The sequence below is a fragment of the Acidovorax sp. MR-S7 genome (assembly GCF_000400995.2).
Lineage (GTDB): Bacteria > Pseudomonadota > Gammaproteobacteria > Burkholderiales > Burkholderiaceae_C > MR-S7.
Window position 1 is genome coordinate 117,511 of the sequence record NZ_DF238911.1, and the last position, 11,854, is coordinate 129,364.

The following is an 11,854-nucleotide window of genomic DNA, read 5'->3' on the forward strand; positions in this document are numbered from 1 at the left end:
GCTCCCGGAGGGGAATCTAGGGTAAACCCTGAAATCCCCCTCCGGATTGTGGACAATGGATTCTTATGACTAGCGAAACGCCTTCTCCCCTGGCCACCGAGCGCGCCGAACTCCTGGCGCGGCTGGCGCAGCCCGTGACCTATGACGTGGCCGTCATCGGCGGCGGCGCCACGGGGCTGGGCGTGGCGCTGGACGCAGCCGCGCGCGGGTTCTCGGTCGTCCTGCTGGAGTCGCACGACTTCGCCAAGGGCACCTCGTCGCGCGCCACCAAGCTGGTGCACGGCGGCGTGCGCTACCTGGCGCAGGGCAACATCGCCCTGGTGCGCGAGGCGCTGCACGAGCGCACTACGCTGCTGCGCAACGCGCCGCACCTGGCGCAGCCGCTGGCCTTCGTCATGCCGTCCTACAAGCTGTGGGAAACGCCGTTCTACGGCGCCGGCCTGAAGATGTACGACGCACTGGCGGGCAAGGCCGGCCTGGGGCCGACCGAATTCCTCGGGCGCATGGAAACCCTGCGCTGCCTGCCCACCGCCATGGCAGACGGGCTCAAGGGCGGGGTGAAATACTGGGACGGGCAATTCGACGACGCCCGCCTGGCCCTGGCCCTGGCACGCACGGCGGCACGCCAAGGCGCTCTGGTGCTCAACTATTGCCCGGTGACCGATCTGCTCTACGAGGGCGGCAAAGTGGCCGGGCTGGTCTGCGAGGACGCGGAAACCTCCCGCCGCTTCGATGTACGGGCCCGCTGTGTCATCAACGCCACGGGCGTCTGGGTGGACGGCCTGCGCCAGCGCGACGGCCAGGCCCAGGGCCTGAACGTCAAGCCCATGGTGGCACCCAGCCAGGGCGTGCACATCGTGGTGGACCGCGAGTTCCTGCCCTCCGACCATGCCCTGATGGTGCCCAAGACGGCCGACGGCCGGGTGCTCTTCGCGGTGCCGTGGCTGGGCAAGCTCATCCTGGGCACGACCGACAGCCCGCGCCAGGACCTGGCGCGCGAGCCCCAGGCCATGCGGGAGGAAGTGGCCTTCATCCTCGGCGAGTCCGCGCGCTACCTGCGCCGTGCCCCGCGCGTGGAGGACGTGCGCAGCATCTGGGTGGGCTTGCGCCCTCTCGTCAAGCCGCAGGACGAGGATGGCGGCAACACCAAGAGCATCAGCCGGGAGCACACCGTGCTGGCCAGCCGCAGCGGGCTGGTGACGGTCACGGGCGGTAAGTGGACCACCTACCGCGCCATGGCCGAGGATGTGCTGCGCAAATGCATGGACGAGCACCTGCTGCCCTCGCGCCCGGGCGGCGTGACCGTGACCTTGCCCATGGTAGGCGCCGACGGCCGCAAGGGAGGGCAGGGTCTGAGCGCACCCCAGGGGCTGCACTCCTACGGATCGGAGGCGCAGGCCGTCGCCCGCCTGCCGGGGGCGGACGCGGTGCTGGCCCCGGGGCTGACCGAGTCCATGGTGCGGTTCGCCGTACGGTACGAATATGCGCGCACGGTGGAAGATGTGCTGGCCCGGCGTGCCCGCATCCTGTTCCTGGACGCACGCCTCGCCGCATCCCTGGCCCCCCGCGTGGCGGACATCCTCGTCGAGGAATTGCCGGGCCATGACCCGCAGTTGGCCGCGTTCCTGGCGCTGGCGCAACAGTACGCGAGCGTCCCAGCCTAAAAAGCGCTTGACGCGTTTATCGAGTTCGGCAACAATAGCGGGCTTCGCGTTATTCAAGCGCGGAGTTTCTGCCCAGCGGGAAGCATCGCAAGTGGTTTGCGGCGCGGACGACGGGCCCAAGACTGACTGGCATGCGGGGGCTCTTCAAGGCTCCGGCCGCTGGTACAAGTTGGGAATATTGAAATGATCCAGACAGAATCTCGGTTAGACGTTGCCGACAATACCGGCGCGAAGTCCGTCCTGTGCATCAAGGTGCTGGGCGGTTCCAAGCGTCGCTATGCCAGCGTTGGCGACATCATCAAGGTGAGCGTGAAGGAAGCCGCTCCGCGTGGCCGCGTCAAGAAGGGCGAGGTCTACAGCGCCGTGGTCGTTCGTACGGCCAAGGGCATCCGCCGCGGCGACGGCTCGCTCGTCAAGTTCGACGGCAATGCCGCCGTGCTGCTCAACTCCAAGCTGGAGCCGATTGGCACCCGCATCTTCGGCCCCGTGACGCGTGAACTGCGTACCGAGCGCTTCATGAAGATCGTGTCCCTGGCTCCTGAAGTTCTCTAAAAGGACACGCCATGAACAAGATCCGCAAGGGCGACGAGGTCATCGTGATCGCCGGGCGTGACAAGGGCAAGCGCGGCACGGTCGCGCTGCGCAAGGATGACTCCCATCTGGTCATCGAAGGCATCAACCTGGTCAAGAAGCATGTCAAGCCGAACCCCATGAAGGGCACCACCGGCGGCATCGTGGAAAAGGCCATGCCCATCCACCAGTCCAATGTGGCCATTTTCAATGCCGCGACCGGCAAGGCCGACCGCGTGGGCATCAAGGTGCAGGCCGACGGTTCGCGCGTTCGCGTGTTCAAGTCCAGCGGCGCCGAAATCAAGGCCGCCTAAGGAGTTCCCATGGCACGACTGCAACAAATCTATCGCGACAAGATCGCTCCCGAACTGGTCAAGCAGTTCGGCTACACCTCGCCGATGCAGGTTCCCCGTCTGACCAAGATCACGCTCAACATGGGCGTGAGCGAGGCCGTGGCGGACAAGAAGGTCATGGACAACGCCGTGGCCGACCTGACCAAGATCGCCGGCCAGAAGCCCGTGGTGACCAAGGCCAAGAAGGCTATCGCCGGCTTCAAGATCCGCGAAGGCCAGGCCATCGGCTGCATGGTGACGCTGCGTGGCGTCCAGATGTACGAGTTCCTGGACCGTTTCGTTACCGTGGCTCTGCCCCGCGTGCGCGACTTCCGTGGTATCTCCGGCCGCGCTTTCGACGGCCGTGGCAACTACAACATCGGCGTCAAAGAACAGATCATCTTCCCTGAAATTGAGTACGACAAGGTCGATGCCCTGCGCGGTCTCAATATCAGCATCACCACGACGGCCAAGTCCGACGAGGAAGCCAAGGCGCTCCTCACGGCTTTCCGTTTCCCGTTCAAGAACTAAAGGCAGCGTATGGCTAAAGTAGCTTTGATCCAGCGCGAACTGAAGCGCGAAAAACTGGCCGCCAAGTACGCCGCCAAGTACGCGGAACTGAAGGCCATCGCTGGCGACGCCAAGCGCAGCGACGACGAGCGCGAAGCAGCCCGTCTGGGCCTGCAGAAGCTCCCGCGCAACGCCAATCCCACGCGCCAGCGCAACCGCTGCGAGATCACGGGCCGCCCCCGTGGCACCTTCCGTCAATTCGGTCTGGGCCGCGCCAAGATCCGTGAACTGGCTTTTGCCGGTGACATCCCTGGTGTCACCAAGGCCAGCTGGTAAGCAGGCAGGAGAGATAACATGAGCATGAGTGATCCCATCGCTGACTTGCTGACCCGCATCCGCAATGCGCAAATGGTGTCCAAGGCCACCGTGTCGGTGCCTTCTTCCAAAGTGAAGGTTGCCATCGCGCAGGTGCTGAAGGACGAGGGTTACATCGACGGCTTCGAAGTGAAGAACGCCGACGGCAAGTCTGAACTCGAAATCGCCCTGAAGTACTACGCCGGCCGTCCGGTGATCGAGCGCATCGAGCGCGTGAGCCGTCCTGGCCTGCGCGTGTACAAGGGCCGCGATTCCATTCCGCAAGTCATGAACGGCCTGGGCGTGGCGATCGTCACGACCCCCAAGGGCGTGATGACCGACCGCAAGGCGCGCGCTACCGGTGTCGGCGGCGAAGTGCTGTGCTACGTGGCCTAACGCGGCATTGAGGAGAAAACTGAAATGTCCCGAGTAGGTAAATCCCCGGTGACCATCCCCGCAGGCGTGGATGTGTCCATCAAGGACGACCAGATCAGCGTCAAGGGCGCAGGCGGCACGCTGTCGCTGGCCCAGAATGCGCTGGTCAAGGTGTCCAGCAACGACGGCAAGCTGAGCTTCGAGCCCATCAACGACTCGCGTGAAGCCAATGCCATGAGCGGCACCGTGCGTCAGCTGGTGAACAACATGGTGGTCGGCGTCAGCAAGGGTTTCGAGAAGAAGCTCACGCTGATCGGCGTGGGTTTCAAGGCGGCAGCCTCTGGCGCCAAGCTGAACCTGAACGTCGGTTTCTCGCACCCCGTGAACTTCGAGATGCCTGCCGGCATCACCGTCGCCACTCCGACCCCGACCGAGATCGTGATCAAGGGTGCGAACCGCCAGGTGGTGGGCCAGCTGGCCGCCGAGATCCGCGCTGTTCGTCCTCCCGAGCCCTACAAGGGCAAGGGCATCCGCTACGCGGATGAGAAGGTTGTGATCAAAGAGACCAAGAAGAAGTAAGGAGCTGCAGCATGTTGACCAAGAAAGAGCAGCGTCTTCGTCGTGCCCGTCAGACCCGCATCCGCATTGCCCAGCAAGAGGTAGCGCGCCTGACCGTCAACCGTACGAACCTCCATATCTACGCCAGTGTGATCTCCGGCGACGGCACCAAGGTGCTGGCCAGCGCTTCCACTGCCGAAGCCGATGTGCGCAAGTCGCTCGGTGGCTCCGGCAAGGGTGGCAATGCCGCCGCGGCCCAGGTCATCGGCAAGCGCATCGCTGAGAAGGCGAAGGCGGCCGGTGTCGAGAAGGTTGCATTCGATCGCGCAGGTTTTGCATACCACGGTCGCGTGAAGGCTCTGGCCGATGCGGCCCGTGAAGCCGGCCTGCAGTTCTAAGCGGAGCGGATAAAAATGGCTAAATTTCAACCCAAGGTGCAAGACGAAGGTCGTGACGACGGTCTGCGCGAAAAAATGATCGCGGTCAACCGCGTCACCAAAGTCGTGAAGGGCGGCCGTATCCTCGGCTTCGCTGCACTGACGGTGGTAGGCGACGGTGACGGCCGCGTGGGCATGGGCAAGGGCAAATCCAAGGAAGTGCCTGCAGCCGTGCAGAAGGCAATGGAAGAAGCGCGCCGCAACATGGTGAAGGTGTCCCTGAAGAACGGCACCATCCACCACGGTGTGACCGGCCACCACGGCGCAGCTGTGGTGATGGTGGCTCCGGCCCCCAAGGGTACCGGCATCATCGCCGGCGGTCCGATGCGCGCCGTGTTCGAGGTGATGGGCATTACCGACATCGTGGCCAAGAGCCATGGGTCGTCCAACCCCTACAACATGGTTCGTGCGACGTTCGACGCCCTGGCCAATTCCACTACGCCGGCCGAAGTGGCCGCCAAGCGTGGCAAGACGGTCGAAGACCTCTTCGCTGCCTGATAAGGGAGGCGATATGACAACGCAACAAACCGTCAAGATTCAATTGGTGCGCAGCCCGATCGGCACCAAAGAGTCGCACCGCGCCACCGTGCGTGGCCTGGGCCTGCGCAAGCTCAACAGCGTGAGCGAGCTCCAGGACACGCCAGAAGTGCGCGGCATGATTAACAAGATCAGCTATCTGGTCAAGATCCTCTGAGAGGTTGATGATGGAACTCAATAGCATCAAGCCCGCAGAAGGTGCCAAGCACGCCAAGCGCCGCGTCGGTCGCGGCATTGGCTCGGGTCTGGGCAAGACCGCTGGCCGGGGCCACAAGGGCCAGAAGTCGCGTTCCGGCGGCTACCACAAGGTGGGCTTCGAAGGCGGCCAGATGCCTCTGCAGCGCCGTTTGCCCAAGCGCGGTTTCAAGTCGCACCTGCTGAAGTTCAATGCCGAAGTGACGCTGACGGCCCTGAACCAGCTGGAGCTGGCCGAAGTGGACGTGCTCGCCCTGAAGAAGGCCGGCCTCGTGAACGAATTGGCCAAGGTGGTCAAGGTGATCAAGAGCGGCGAGATCTCCAAGGCAGTCAAGCTGTCGGGCATCACCGCCACTGCTGGCGCTAAGGCAGCCATCGAGGCTGCTGGCGGCAGCCTGGCCTGATCCGGCTTTGAAGAAAGGCACCCGTGGCTACTAACGCAGCTCAACTGGCGAAGACGGGTCGTTTCGGCGACCTGCGTCGGCGGCTGGTTTTCCTGCTGCTCGCGCTGGTCGTCTATCGCGTGGGCGCGCACATTCCCGTGCCTGGTATCGATCCGGCGCAGTTGCAGCAGCTGTTCAGTGGCCAGCAAGGCGGCATCCTGAACCTCTTCAACATGTTCTCGGGTGGGGCGCTCTCGCGTTTCACGGTCTTCGCGCTGGGGATCATGCCGTACATCTCGGCATCGATCATCATGCAGCTGATGACCTACGTCGTTCCGACGTTCGAGCAACTGAAGAAGGAAGGCGAGGCGGGCCGTCGCAAGATCACCCAGTACACGCGCTATGGCACGCTGGCACTGGCGATCTTCCAGTCGCTGGGCATTGCCGTGGCCTTGGAGAGTTCCGCTGGCCTGGTGTTGAGCCCTGGTTTCGGGTTCCGCATGACGGCCGTGGTCAGCCTGACCGCGGGCACCATGTTCCTGATGTGGCTGGGTGAGCAGATCACCGAACGCGGCCTGGGCAACGGCATCTCGATCCTGATCTTCGCGGGCATCGCCGCGGGTCTTCCGAGTTCCATCGGCGGCTTGCTGGAGCTGGTACGCACGGGAGCCATGAGCATCCTGGCGGCGATCTTCATCGTGCTGGTCGTGGGGCTGGTGACCTATTTCGTGGTGTTCGTGGAGCGTGGTCAGCGCAAGATCCTGGTGAACTATGCGCGCCGGCAGGTGGGCAACAAAGTGTATGGTGGGCAGTCGTCCCACCTACCGCTGAAGCTCAATATGGCCGGGGTGATTCCGCCGATCTTCGCGTCGTCCATCATCCTGCTTCCGGCCACGGTGGTGAACTGGTTCAGCGCAGGGGAGTCCATGCGCTGGCTGCGTGACATCTCGGGTGCGTTGACGCCTGGTCAGCCCGTCTATGTGATGTTCTACGCGGCAGCCATCGTCTTCTTCTGCTTCTTCTACACCGCGCTGGTCTTCAACAGCCGGGAGACGGCGGACAACCTGAAGAAGAGCGGGGCGTTCATTCCTGGCATCCGCCCGGGGGAGCACACCGCGCGCTATATCGACAAGATCCTGGTCCGGCTGACGCTGGCGGGGGCCATCTACATCACGTTCGTGTGCCTGCTGCCGGAGTTCCTGATCCTGAAGTACAACGTCCCCTTCTACTTCGGCGGCACTTCGCTGCTGATCATCGTGGTGGTGACGATGGACTTCATGGCCCAGGTGCAGAACTACATGATGTCGCAGCAGTACGAATCGCTGCTCAAGAAGGCGAACTTCAAGGCGACACCAGGTACCTGATTCCGACGCCTCTTTGGCGAATGCGCTATAGTTGCGGGTTCGCCAGAGAAGTACGGTTTATTGATGCCCTTCGATCCATCGCGGGCACATGTTTTGTGTTCCGTGCAGTGGGCCGGAACGATTGGATAGTTTTAGGAGAATGCAATGAGAGTTTCGGCTTCGGTCAAGAAAATCTGCCGTAACTGCAAGATCATCCGCCGCAAGGGCGTGGTTCGCGTGATCTGCACGGATCAGCGCCACAAGCAGCGCCAAGGTTGATCGGGAAAGATTAGAGGACGCAAATGGCACGTATCGCTGGTATCAACATCCCGCCCCATCAACATGCCGAGATTGGCCTGACGGCCATCTATGGTATCGGGCGCACCCGTGCTCGCAAGATCTGCGAAGCATGTGGCATTGCCTATTCCAAGAAGGTGAAGGAGCTGACCGACGCAGATCTGGAAAAGATCCGCGATCAGATCGCCCAGTTCACTATCGAAGGTGACCTTCGTCGTGAGACGACGATGAACATCAAGCGCTTGATGGACATCGGCTGCTACCGCGGCTTCCGCCACCGTCGTGGCCTGCCCATGCGCGGTCAGCGTACGCGCACCAATGCCCGCACCCGCAAGGGTCCGCGCAAGGGCGCGGCGGCACTGAAGAAGTAAGGATTGAAAGATCAATATGGCCAAGTCTCCTGCCAATAACGCCGCGCAGCGCGTGCGCAAGAAGGTTCGCAAGAACGTGTCGGATGGCATCGCCCACGTGCATGCGTCCTTCAACAACACCATCATCACGATCACGGATCGTCAGGGCAATGCGCTGTCCTGGGCTTCTTCCGGTGGTCAGGGCTTCAAGGGTTCGCGCAAGTCGACGCCTTTCGCTGCCCAGGTGGCATCGGAAGTCGCGGGCCGCGCTGCCATCGAACAAGGCATCAAGAACGTGGATGTCGAGATCAAGGGCCCTGGCCCTGGCCGCGAATCCTCGGTGCGCGCTCTGGGTGCACTGGGCATCCGCATCACGTCCATTTCCGACGTGACGCCTGTCCCGCACAACGGCTGCCGTCCCCAGAAGCGCCGTCGCATCTGATTTTTTTCACTGAAGCCCACCGCCACCGATCGCCTGGCGCGATGGTGGCTCCCGCAGGTTCCTGCGGCAGCTGATTACACAAGGAAATACACGTGGCACGTTATCTCGGCCCCAAGGCCAAGCTCTCCCGCCGTGAAGGCACCGACCTGTTCCTCAAGAGCGCACGTCGCTCCATCGCGGACAAGGCGAAGTTCGATTCCAAGCCTGGCCAGCATGGCCGCACCTCCGGCGCCCGTACGTCTGACTACGGTCTGCAACTGCGCGAAAAGCAGAAGGTGAAGCGCATGTACGGCGTGCTGGAAAAGCAGTTCCGCCGTTACTTCGAAGCTGCCGAGCGCCGCAAGGGCAACACCGGTGCGAACCTGTTGTCGCTGCTGGAATCGCGCCTGGACAACGTCGTCTACCGCATGGGCTTCGGCTCCACGCGCGCCGAAGCGCGCCAGCTCGTGTCCCACAAGGCCATCACCGTGAATGGCCAGTCCGTCAATATCGCCTCCTACCTGGTGAAGGACGGCGATGTGGTGGCCGTGCGCGAAAAGTCCAAGAAGCAGGCGCGCATCGTCGAAGCCCTGCAATTGGCGCAGCAAGTGGGCATCCCGGCATGGGTGGAAGTGAACGCCGACAAGGTCGAGGGCGTTTTCAAGAAGGCGCCGGACCGCGATGAGTTCGGTGCAGACATCAACGAATCCCTGATCGTTGAGTTGTATTCGCGCTAAGCCTAGCTGATACACGTTAACCGAAATCGTCCCTGAACCGCGAGGCATCGCGGTTTAGGCGCTTCACCAGCCTTACCGGTGTAACGAGCTGGGGGTATTGAGAGGAAGTCTGCATGCAAACCAATTTGCTGAAACCCAAGGCAATCAATGTCGAGCAGCTTGGCCCCAACCGCGCCAAGGTCGCATTGGAGCCCTTTGAGCGCGGTTACGGCCACACGCTGGGCAATGCCATCCGCCGTGTACTGCTCTCGTCCATGGTGGGGTACGCAGCAACGGAAGTGACGATTGCGGGAGTCTTGCACGAATATTCGTCGATCGATGGCGTCCAGGAAGATGTCGTCAACATCCTGTTGAATCTCAAAGGGGTTGTGTTCAAGCTGCATAACCGTGACGAGGTTACGCTGAGCCTGCGCAAGGACGGCGAGGGTGTGGTGACGGCGCGCGATATCCAGACACCGCACGACGTTGAAATCGTGAACCCCGACCATGTCATTGCCACCCTGTCCGCAGGCGGCAAGCTCGACATGCAGATCAAGGTGGAGAAGGGCCGCGGCTACGTGCCGGGCAACCTGCGCCGCTATGGGGATGAATCCACCAAGTCGATCGGCCGTATCGTGCTGGATGCATCGTTCTCCCCGGTCAAGCGTGTGAGCTACACGGTCGAGAGCGCCCGTGTCGAGCAGCGCACCGACCTGGACAAGCTCGTGGTAGAGATCGAGACCAATGGCGCCATCACGGCCGAAGACGCAGTGCGTGCCTCCGCCAAGATCCTGGTGGAGCAGCTGGCGGTCTTCGCACAGCTCGAAGGGGGTGAACTGGCGGCGTTTGACGCTCCTGCCAGCTCCCGCGGGGCTGCGACGTTCGACCCGATCCTGCTGCGTCCTGTGGACGAGCTGGAGCTCACGGTTCGTTCGGCGAACTGCCTGAAGGCCGAGAACATCTACTACATCGGCGACTTGATCCAGCGTACCGAGAACGAGCTGCTCAAGACCCCGAACCTGGGCCGCAAGTCGCTCAACGAGATCAAGGAAGTGCTGGCTTCGCGCGGCCTTACGCTGGGCATGAAGCTCGAGAACTGGCCGCCTGCCGGCCTGGATAAGCGCTGAGTTATAATTTCTGGCTTCCTCTCCAAGAGGAAGAGTGCTCCGGGCAGTACCTGATACGGCTGCCCGTTTTAATTGACTGATAAGGAAAAGCACCATGCGCCACGGACACGGACTCCGTAAACTGAACCGCACTAGCTCGCACCGCCTCGCGATGCTACAGAACATGATGAACTCGCTCATCGAGCACGAGGCCATCAAGACCACACTGCCCAAGGCCAAGGAACTGCGTCGGGTGATCGAGCCCATGATCACGCTGGCCAAGGAAGACTCCGTGGCGAACCGCCGCTTGGCTTTCAATCGCCTGCGCGATCGTGACAGCGTGACCAAGCTCTTCAATGAATTGGGCCCCCGCTTCAAGGCGCGCCCGGGCGGCTACACCCGCATCCTGAAGATGGGTTTCCGCGTTGGCGACAATGCGCCCATGGCTTTTGTGGAACTGGTCGAACGTTCCGAAGTTTCTGCTGGCGAAGCGGAAGCTGGAGCTTAAAAATAGGCTATAATACTTTTCTACCGCGCGATGGAGCAGTCTGGTAGCTCGTTGGGCTCATAACCCAAAGGTCGGAGGTTCAAATCCTTCTCGCGCAACCAGTAAAATAGCGGTTCTCGCTAACAGTAAACGCCCACTTTTCAGTGGGCGTTTTTGTTTGTGCCCAAGTTGTGCCCATTCTGTGCCCGTCTTGTGCCCACGCAGATTTAGCCGATCACGATTGTGACCATTGGGTAGATTTGGCGAATTTCACTGCAATGACTGACTCTTCAAGGCTGCTTGCTGCCGTCCAACTCTGCCCATTCAATGACTGCTTGTGTCGATACCAAGCATTGCTAGGGAGGTTCTGCAAAACCCGCTGCGGCCGCACGACCGATCTGCCAAGCCGACGAGATGAGTCCATAGCGGATAAGTTTCAGCGTCCCAGGGCCATCAAATAGCGCCATTGGACTGGCCGCAAGCCCTTCTGGGCTGCAGCAGACGCACTTATGCCTGCATGGCCAGCAGCCGCGCTCGCACCAGAGATCGGCTTGAGCGATGAGGATGCCTCGACGCTGAGCGCCATAACAGCCTGGCGAACCGGATCAGGCGCCTCGTAGACCACATCGTTGCCGTCTGCAATCAGCACCTGGGGCTCATCAGACTCAATGGTTCGTGCCCGCGCCTCTTGCTTCGGTAGCCTGGCCAGCGCCATGAGGAGACCGGAAATGATGACGGGATCGTCGTCTGCCATAAGGGAGCGTGGAGAGGTAGGAAAGACCAAGGCGCAAAACGCGTGGTGTGAGCCAATAGCGCTTGCCGTCGGTTCGAACGAATGCCAGATCAATCAGCGTTAGCAGGAACCTGCGCACGGCAGTGCTACACCGTCCGCCACCTCGGCCGCCTGGACGTAAGCCCAGAACCTCAATGACTTTCAGTCCGCGTGAAAACGTGCGGACGAAGAATTCGCTTTCTGGGGTGGCCATAAATTCTTCATGTTGACAACAGCCGCTTGCCCGTCAATAATGATCTCCAGGCGGTTATTGATAACCGGCAGGCGGATGTTTCGGACGATTCGCCGAATTTTTTAACCTCAACTTGTAAGCCATGACTGCACAAACCTTCGAAACCGATTTCTGGAAGGGCAACGAGCTGCGCAAGACCTGGGAACAGATCGTTCCTGGTGAACCGCGCAAGACAATCCCGTACACGCTGACGC

Annotated in this window: 19 protein-coding genes and 1 tRNA gene; 19 read left to right on the forward strand and 1 reads right to left on the reverse strand. The window is 61.7% G+C overall.

All coding sequences use genetic code 11. The annotated features are described in order from the left end of the window. The first annotated feature begins 65 nt into the window (after positions 1 to 65). The 19 genes from AVS7_RS08135 (at position 66) to AVS7_RS08220 (ending at position 10,757) form a co-directional block, all read left to right on the forward strand. Complete coding sequence (locus tag AVS7_RS08135; RefSeq protein WP_020227950.1) at positions 66 to 1,664, forward strand: glycerol-3-phosphate dehydrogenase/oxidase; 1,599 nt, start codon at positions 66 to 68, stop codon at positions 1,662 to 1,664. Positions 1,665 to 1,847: 183 nt separating this feature from the next. Beyond that, a complete protein-coding gene (gene rplN, locus AVS7_RS08140; protein WP_011803853.1) occupies positions 1,848 to 2,216 on the forward strand; it encodes a 50S ribosomal protein L14 in 369 nt (122 codons plus the stop codon). A gap of 11 nt (positions 2,217 to 2,227) precedes the next feature. After that, positions 2,228 to 2,548, forward strand: a complete 321-nt coding sequence (rplX, locus tag AVS7_RS08145; RefSeq protein WP_020227951.1) for a 50S ribosomal protein L24 — start codon at positions 2,228 to 2,230, stop codon at positions 2,546 to 2,548. 9 nt (positions 2,549 to 2,557) lie between these two features. Further along, the gene (rplE, locus tag AVS7_RS08150; protein ID WP_020227952.1) at positions 2,558 to 3,097 is read left to right on the forward strand and encodes a 50S ribosomal protein L5; all 540 of its coding nucleotides are present in this window, start codon (positions 2,558 to 2,560) and stop codon (positions 3,095 to 3,097) included. Positions 3,098 to 3,106: 9 nt separating this feature from the next. Further along, positions 3,107 to 3,412 (forward strand): 30S ribosomal protein S14, encoded by a 306-nt coding sequence (gene rpsN / locus AVS7_RS08155; protein ID WP_024001162.1) that lies wholly within the window; start codon positions 3,107 to 3,109, stop codon positions 3,410 to 3,412. Between the two features lie 18 nt (positions 3,413 to 3,430). After that, on the forward strand, positions 3,431 to 3,826 hold the full coding sequence (gene rpsH, locus AVS7_RS08160) for a 30S ribosomal protein S8 (protein WP_020227954.1): 396 nt from the start codon (positions 3,431 to 3,433) through the stop codon (positions 3,824 to 3,826). A 24-nt stretch (positions 3,827 to 3,850) separates the two neighbouring features. Beyond that, the gene (gene rplF / locus AVS7_RS08165) at positions 3,851 to 4,384 is read left to right on the forward strand and encodes a 50S ribosomal protein L6 (RefSeq protein ID WP_020227955.1); all 534 of its coding nucleotides are present in this window, start codon (positions 3,851 to 3,853) and stop codon (positions 4,382 to 4,384) included. A gap of 11 nt (positions 4,385 to 4,395) precedes the next feature. Then, positions 4,396 to 4,761 carry a 50S ribosomal protein L18 gene (gene rplR / locus AVS7_RS08170; RefSeq protein WP_020227956.1) on the forward strand — a complete coding sequence of 122 codons (366 nt, stop codon included), beginning with the start codon at positions 4,396 to 4,398 and terminating at the stop codon, positions 4,759 to 4,761. A 15-nt stretch (positions 4,762 to 4,776) separates the two neighbouring features. Then, complete coding sequence (gene rpsE / locus AVS7_RS08175; protein WP_020227957.1) at positions 4,777 to 5,298, forward strand: 30S ribosomal protein S5; 522 nt, start codon at positions 4,777 to 4,779, stop codon at positions 5,296 to 5,298. A 13-nt stretch (positions 5,299 to 5,311) separates the two neighbouring features. Then, positions 5,312 to 5,494 (forward strand): 50S ribosomal protein L30, encoded by a 183-nt coding sequence (gene rpmD, locus AVS7_RS08180; RefSeq protein WP_024001163.1) that lies wholly within the window; start codon positions 5,312 to 5,314, stop codon positions 5,492 to 5,494. A gap of 10 nt (positions 5,495 to 5,504) precedes the next feature. Next, complete coding sequence (rplO, locus tag AVS7_RS08185) at positions 5,505 to 5,936, forward strand: 50S ribosomal protein L15 (protein ID WP_024001164.1); 432 nt, start codon at positions 5,505 to 5,507, stop codon at positions 5,934 to 5,936. Positions 5,937 to 5,959: 23 nt separating this feature from the next. Beyond that, the gene (gene secY / locus AVS7_RS08190) at positions 5,960 to 7,279 is read left to right on the forward strand and encodes a preprotein translocase subunit SecY (RefSeq protein WP_020227960.1); all 1,320 of its coding nucleotides are present in this window, start codon (positions 5,960 to 5,962) and stop codon (positions 7,277 to 7,279) included. Between the two features lie 144 nt (positions 7,280 to 7,423). Continuing rightward, positions 7,424 to 7,537 (forward strand): 50S ribosomal protein L36, encoded by a 114-nt coding sequence (gene rpmJ, locus AVS7_RS23570; RefSeq protein WP_003050535.1) that lies wholly within the window; start codon positions 7,424 to 7,426, stop codon positions 7,535 to 7,537. 23 nt (positions 7,538 to 7,560) lie between these two features. Next, positions 7,561 to 7,926, forward strand: a complete 366-nt coding sequence (gene rpsM / locus AVS7_RS08195) for a 30S ribosomal protein S13 (protein ID WP_020227961.1) — start codon at positions 7,561 to 7,563, stop codon at positions 7,924 to 7,926. Positions 7,927 to 7,942: 16 nt separating this feature from the next. Continuing rightward, the gene (rpsK, locus tag AVS7_RS08200) at positions 7,943 to 8,347 is read left to right on the forward strand and encodes a 30S ribosomal protein S11 (RefSeq protein ID WP_020227962.1); all 405 of its coding nucleotides are present in this window, start codon (positions 7,943 to 7,945) and stop codon (positions 8,345 to 8,347) included. A gap of 92 nt (positions 8,348 to 8,439) precedes the next feature. Next, positions 8,440 to 9,063, forward strand: coding sequence for a 30S ribosomal protein S4 (rpsD, locus tag AVS7_RS08205; protein ID WP_020227963.1), 624 nt, complete (start codon positions 8,440 to 8,442; stop codon positions 9,061 to 9,063). A gap of 113 nt (positions 9,064 to 9,176) precedes the next feature. Continuing rightward, the gene (gene rpoA, locus AVS7_RS08210; RefSeq protein WP_020227964.1) at positions 9,177 to 10,169 is read left to right on the forward strand and encodes a DNA-directed RNA polymerase subunit alpha; all 993 of its coding nucleotides are present in this window, start codon (positions 9,177 to 9,179) and stop codon (positions 10,167 to 10,169) included. Positions 10,170 to 10,263: 94 nt separating this feature from the next. Continuing rightward, positions 10,264 to 10,656 carry a 50S ribosomal protein L17 gene (gene rplQ, locus AVS7_RS08215; protein WP_024001165.1) on the forward strand — a complete coding sequence of 131 codons (393 nt, stop codon included), beginning with the start codon at positions 10,264 to 10,266 and terminating at the stop codon, positions 10,654 to 10,656. A gap of 24 nt (positions 10,657 to 10,680) precedes the next feature. After that, positions 10,681 to 10,757 (forward strand) — tRNA-Met (locus tag AVS7_RS08220). A 314-nt stretch (positions 10,758 to 11,071) separates the two neighbouring features. Here the strand turns inward: AVS7_RS08220 and AVS7_RS24320 are convergent. Next, entirely contained in the window at positions 11,072 to 11,389 is a 318-nt protein-coding gene (locus AVS7_RS24320) for a hypothetical protein (RefSeq protein WP_020227966.1), read from the reverse strand. Between the last annotated feature and the right edge of the window lie 465 nt (positions 11,390 to 11,854).

Coding starts and splice junctions, on each gene's coding strand:
- rplN (WP_011803853.1), top strand. CDS start 1,848: ATGATCCAGACAGAATCTCGGTTAGACGTTGCCGACAATACCGGCGCG.
- rpsM (WP_020227961.1), top strand. CDS start 7,561: ATGGCACGTATCGCTGGTATCAACATCCCGCCCCATCAACATGCCGAG.
- rpsH (WP_020227954.1), top strand. CDS start 3,431: ATGAGCATGAGTGATCCCATCGCTGACTTGCTGACCCGCATCCGCAAT.
- rplF (WP_020227955.1), top strand. CDS start 3,851: ATGTCCCGAGTAGGTAAATCCCCGGTGACCATCCCCGCAGGCGTGGAT.
- rpmD (WP_024001163.1), top strand. CDS start 5,312: ATGACAACGCAACAAACCGTCAAGATTCAATTGGTGCGCAGCCCGATC.
- rpoA (WP_020227964.1), top strand. CDS start 9,177: ATGCAAACCAATTTGCTGAAACCCAAGGCAATCAATGTCGAGCAGCTT.
- rplQ (WP_024001165.1), top strand. CDS start 10,264: ATGCGCCACGGACACGGACTCCGTAAACTGAACCGCACTAGCTCGCAC.
- rpmJ (WP_003050535.1), top strand. CDS start 7,424: ATGAGAGTTTCGGCTTCGGTCAAGAAAATCTGCCGTAACTGCAAGATC.
- rplO (WP_024001164.1), top strand. CDS start 5,505: ATGGAACTCAATAGCATCAAGCCCGCAGAAGGTGCCAAGCACGCCAAG.
- rpsE (WP_020227957.1), top strand. CDS start 4,777: ATGGCTAAATTTCAACCCAAGGTGCAAGACGAAGGTCGTGACGACGGT.
- rplR (WP_020227956.1), top strand. CDS start 4,396: ATGTTGACCAAGAAAGAGCAGCGTCTTCGTCGTGCCCGTCAGACCCGC.
- rpsK (WP_020227962.1), top strand. CDS start 7,943: ATGGCCAAGTCTCCTGCCAATAACGCCGCGCAGCGCGTGCGCAAGAAG.
- rplX (WP_020227951.1), top strand. CDS start 2,228: ATGAACAAGATCCGCAAGGGCGACGAGGTCATCGTGATCGCCGGGCGT.
- AVS7_RS08135 (WP_020227950.1), top strand. CDS start 66: ATGACTAGCGAAACGCCTTCTCCCCTGGCCACCGAGCGCGCCGAACTC.
- rpsN (WP_024001162.1), top strand. CDS start 3,107: ATGGCTAAAGTAGCTTTGATCCAGCGCGAACTGAAGCGCGAAAAACTG.
- rplE (WP_020227952.1), top strand. CDS start 2,558: ATGGCACGACTGCAACAAATCTATCGCGACAAGATCGCTCCCGAACTG.
- AVS7_RS24320 (WP_020227966.1), bottom strand. CDS start 11,389: ATGGCAGACGACGATCCCGTCATCATTTCCGGTCTCCTCATGGCGCTG.